Origin of the sequence: Enterobacter sp. ENT03 (assembly GCF_019218745.1) — a bacterium.
GTDB lineage: Bacteria > Pseudomonadota > Gammaproteobacteria > Enterobacterales > Enterobacteriaceae > Enterobacter_D.
In genome coordinates this window covers 1-4,475 of the sequence record NZ_JAHUXA010000036.1, presented here as the reverse complement: position 1 = coordinate 4,475, position 4,475 = coordinate 1, and the positions used below count along the sequence as shown (strand labels likewise).

Here is a 4,475-nt window from a genome sequence, read left to right as displayed (position 1 = left end):
TTTTAACATAGTCGGCGTGGCCCGGGCAGTCTACGTGTGCGTAGTGGCGAGTCGGGGTGTCATATTCAACGTGGGAAGTGTTGATGGTGATACCACGAGCTTTTTCTTCCGGCGCGTTATCGATCTGATCGAATGCACGAGCAGAACCACCGTAGGTTTTAGCCAGAACGGTAGTGATTGCAGCGGTCAGTGTTGTTTTGCCATGGTCAACGTGGCCGATAGTACCGACGTTAACGTGCGGTTTTGTACGTTCAAACTTTTCTTTAGACATCGATTGTCCCTCTAAGACACGGATAAATCGGTGATATCACCACATCAACCAGGCGATATGCCTGAAATGTTGAATATTTAAGCTTACACAGAGAGAAACGGGAAGGAGAAGTGAAGTGGTGCTGATACCCAGAGTCGAACTGGGGACCTCACCCTTACCAAGGGTGCGCTCTACCAACTGAGCCATATCAGCACGTCTGGAGCGGGCAGCGGGAATCGAACCCGCATCATCAGCTTGGAAGGCTGAGGTAATAGCCATTATACGATGCCCGCATCCTGAAACTCGGCTACCCAGTTCTTTCTGTAACAAAAAAAGAGACATGTCTCTTTTTCGCTTGAGCCAGTGAATCTTTCAACCAGCTCAGACAGCAATCACGCTGCCAGAAAGTGGTGGTGGGGGAAGGATTCGAACCTTCGAAGTCTGTGACGGCAGATTTACAGTCTGCTCCCTTTGGCCGCTCGGGAACCCCACCGGACTTGATGGTGCCGACTACCGGAATCGAACTGGTGACCTACTGATTACAAGTCAGTTGCTCTACCTACTGAGCTAAGTCGGCATCAAGTAGCGCGCATTCTAGGTAGACCTGCGTCTGCATGCAACAAAAAAATCGCAAAAAACGTTCTATCGCTCACATTTTGTGCGCCAACGTCGATAAATGCTGTAATTTTATGCAGAGTAGAACAAATATTCAGCTCTAAAGCCTGTAATTTAGTAGAAAAAGCCATGGAGTAGATAAACAATAATCGAGTGGCGATCGCTATGTTGGATAAGGGGATGCCTACTAAGATTCGCACCTTTATATATAGAAGCATGGGCTTCTCTCTTTTCTGCCCCTATATACTCTACTTCCCGCTTTCGTGACACTGACCTTTGAATCGTTCATTGAAGGTGATTTTTTCTTATTATTCCTTTTCATCTGGTGTTACCCTCCTGCGTATTGTCCAAATTTAACTTACATGCAGCATGCCATTCTTGCGGTCTGAAAAGTCGGCATCTCACCGATGGGTCAGTCATTGAGCGGTTAATGAGCATGGCAGGCAAAAATGTGCTTATGAGTAAAAAAGAGCAATCGTTAATGACGCCTTACCTTGAGTTCAACCGCAGCCAATGGGCTGCACTTCGTGATTCAGTGCCGATGACCCTGACAGAAGGTGAAATCGCGCGGTTAAAAGGCATCAATGAAGACCTGTCTCTGGAAGAAGTTGCAGAGATCTACCTGCCGTTGTCACGTTTACTCAATTTCTACATCAGTTCGAATTTACGTCGTCAGGCGGTTCTGGAGCAGTTCCTGGGCACCAATGGGGAACGTATTCCTTATATCATCAGCATTGCTGGCAGCGTGGCCGTGGGTAAAAGCACTACAGCCCGTGTACTGCAGGCGCTGTTGAGCCGCTGGCCTGAGCATCGCCGTGTTGAACTGATCACTACCGATGGCTTCCTCCACCCTAATGAGGTGTTGAAAGAACGCGGGTTGATGAAAAAGAAAGGCTTTCCGCTTTCTTATGATATGCACCGGCTGGTGAAATTTGTCTCCGATCTCAAATCTGGCGTACCCAACGTCAAAGCGCCTGTCTATTCCCATCTTATCTATGATGTCATCCCCGATGGTGATAAGACGGTAACGCAGCCGGACATCCTTATTCTGGAAGGTTTAAATGTACTGCAAAGCGGCATGGATTACCCACACGATCCACATCATGTATTTGTATCGGACTTTGTCGACTTCTCTATTTATGTTGATGCGCCGGAAGATTTATTACAGACCTGGTATATCAACCGCTTCCTGAAATTCCGTGAAGGCGCTTTTAGTAATCCAGATTCTTATTTCCATAACTATGCCAAATTATCGACTGAAGAAGCGGTCAGTATTGCAACCTCCTTATGGAAAGAGATCAATTGGCTGAATTTAAAGGAAAATATACTACCAACCCGCGAGCGTGCCAGTCTGATCATGACCAAAAGTGCGGATCATGCGGTAGAACAAGTACGCTTACGTAAATAATAAAAAAGGAGGCATTATGCTCTCCTTTTTTTATTCGGCACTTCTTAATGATATTTCACCACCGACCCATGGTTTAATAATACCGTCCTGCTCCAGTAGTAATGCGCCCTGAGCATCGATGCCACGGGAAATGCCAAAGATCTCTTTATCACCAATAATTAATTTTACCGGCCGGTCAATAAAGTTATCCAGCTTTTTCCAGCGAGTCAGATAAGGGCTCAAGCCTTCTTGCTCAAACAGACGTAGTGCTTTTCGTAACTCGATGATGAGGCGTACCGCCAGCTGGTTACGATCCACGGCGATCCCCGCTTCCTGCAGGTTGATCCATCCCTGGTTGATGATGTCTGCCTCAACTTTGCGCATAGCGAGGTTGATACCCGCACCGATTACTATCTGCGCTGCATCTCCCGTTTTACCCGTCAGTTCCACGAGAATACCCGCGAGCTTTCTGTCCTGCAGGTATAAATCGTTAGGCCATTTTACACGCACCTTTTGGGCACCCAATGTCTGTAGTACCTCAGCCATGACAATCCCGATCACCAGGCTAAGGCCCATCGCAGCAGCGGGTCCCTGCTCAAGACGCCAGTACATGGAGAGATATAAATTGGCACCAAAGGGAGAGAACCACTTGCGCCCGCGTCGTCCGCGTCCAGCCTGCTGGTATTCAGCAATGCAGGCATCGCCCGAATGTAAGGTGTCCATGCGATCCAGCAGATACTGGTTCGTTGAGTCAATCACCGGCAGAACGGCAATTGTACCCTCAGTAAGCTGCCCTTTGATAAAATTCTCATCAAGCAGCTGGACAGGTTCAGGTAGGCTGTAACCTTTACCGGGCACGGTAAATACATCCACGCCCCAGTCACGTAAAGTCTGAACATGCTTATTAATTGCCGCTCTGCTCATCCCGAGGCGTTCGCCCAGCTGTTCGCCAGAATGGAAGTCACCGTCTGCCAGAATGGAGATCAGCATTAATGGAATGGTATTGTCCTTCACGCAATCACCTCCACGGCATTCACTTCACCCGTCTGGCCGATAAATCGTACTTCCGGCTCCAGCCAGACATTAAATTTCTCACCAACCTGCTGGCGAACGTAATGGGCAAGCTGCACCACATCTTTACTGGTGGCATGGCCAGTGTTAATCAAAACGAGCGCTTGCTGGCGGTGAACTGCTGCGCCACCCAGTGTCATACCTTTTAACTCACACTGATCGATGAGCCAGCCTGCGGCAAGTTTCACGTTGCCATCTGCCTGAGGGTAATGCGGCACGGCGGGATACTGCGCCAGCAACGCCTGCGCTTGCTGAGCGGTGATCACCGGGTTCTTAAAGAAGCTGCCGGCATTACCATTCACTTTGGGATCAGGAAGCTTAGTCATACGCATATGGCACACTGAATTAAATACATCCTGGGGAGTAGCTGTGCGCGGGTCGAGACGGGTCAAATCGCCATAAGTCAGGTTCGGCTGCCATGTTTTCGACAGACGAAAACCGACGGCGACGATGGCATAACGATCCTGATATTGATGTTTGAAAGCGCTGTCCCGATAGCCGAAGCGACACTCTTTAGCGCTAAGACGCAGCATATTGCCTGTTTCCAGCTCAAGGCAATCGACGTATTCACAGACACATTGCAGTTCAATGCCATAAGCACCGATGTTCTGAATAGGGGATGAACCGACACAACCAGGGATCAAGGCGAGGTTTTCAAGGCCAGGCATACCATTATTGAGTGTGTACTGAACAAAATTATGCCAGTTTTCCCCCGCTCCGACGTGCAGATGCCAGGCATCTGGCTGCTCGACGACATCAATACCCATAATACGATTCACGATGACGGTGCCGGCAAAGTCTTCAAGGAAGAGAACATTACTGCCTTCTCCCAGTAGCAGCACCGGGTGATGATTTTTAACCGCATCCTGCCAGGCAGAGAGTAATTGCTGCGCATTCTCTGCACGAACAATATGTGCAGCTTTATGTGCAATACCAAACGTATTCCAGGGCTTGAGGGAGTGATTCATAGACGCTATCCAGAGACAAAAACACGGTTAGTTTACCGTATATATGACGAGATCGCTTGTGGTTAGTCGCGTGGACAACAGCGTTCAGGAATATCTCAAAGCACAACGCAAAAAGGCCATCCGTGAGGATGGCCTTTCGCGTGTTTGATGCCTGGCAGTTCCCTACTCTCGCATGGGGAGACCC

General features: G+C 48.9%; 4 protein-coding genes and 4 tRNA genes. 1 reads left to right on the top strand and 7 read right to left on the bottom strand.

Features of this window, described 5'->3' with window-relative positions; all coding sequences use genetic code 11:
• The 5 genes from KW828_RS21595 to KW828_RS21575 form a co-directional block, all read right to left on the bottom strand.
• On the bottom strand, positions 1-271 hold a 271-nt coding region (locus KW828_RS21595; RefSeq protein ID WP_048955487.1), incomplete at its 3' end, for a GTP-binding protein.
• A gap of 116 nt (positions 272-387) precedes the next feature.
• A tRNA-Thr gene (locus KW828_RS21590) sits at positions 388-463 on the bottom strand.
• Positions 464-468: 5 nt separating this feature from the next.
• Positions 469-543: transfer RNA gene (locus tag KW828_RS21585), tRNA-Gly, on the bottom strand.
• Between the two features lie 115 nt (positions 544-658).
• A tRNA-Tyr gene (locus tag KW828_RS21580) sits at positions 659-743 on the bottom strand.
• An 8-nt stretch (positions 744-751) separates the two neighbouring features.
• Positions 752-827: transfer RNA gene (locus KW828_RS21575), tRNA-Thr, on the bottom strand.
• A gap of 495 nt (positions 828-1,322) precedes the next feature.
• Between KW828_RS21575 and coaA the strand changes: the two genes are divergently transcribed.
• Entirely contained in the window at positions 1,323-2,273 is a 951-nt protein-coding gene (gene coaA, locus KW828_RS21570; RefSeq protein ID WP_218338285.1) for a type I pantothenate kinase, read from the top strand.
• A 30-nt stretch (positions 2,274-2,303) separates the two neighbouring features.
• On the opposite strand, the gene birA is transcribed toward coaA, so the two are convergent.
• On the bottom strand, positions 2,304-3,266 hold the full coding sequence (gene birA, locus KW828_RS21565) for a bifunctional biotin--[acetyl-CoA-carboxylase] ligase/biotin operon repressor BirA (protein ID WP_218338284.1): 963 nt from the start codon (positions 3,264-3,266) through the stop codon (positions 2,304-2,306).
• Complete coding sequence (gene murB / locus KW828_RS21560) at positions 3,263-4,291, bottom strand: UDP-N-acetylmuramate dehydrogenase (protein WP_218338281.1); 1,029 nt, start codon at positions 4,289-4,291, stop codon at positions 3,263-3,265. The genes birA and murB overlap by 4 nt, the downstream gene beginning before the upstream one ends.
• Positions 4,292-4,475: the final 184 nt, after the last annotated feature.

Coding starts and splice junctions, on each gene's coding strand:
- coaA (WP_218338285.1), top strand. CDS start 1,323: ATGAGTAAAAAAGAGCAATCGTTAATGACGCCTTACCTTGAGTTCAAC.
- murB (WP_218338281.1), bottom strand. CDS start 4,291: ATGAATCACTCCCTCAAGCCCTGGAATACGTTTGGTATTGCACATAAA.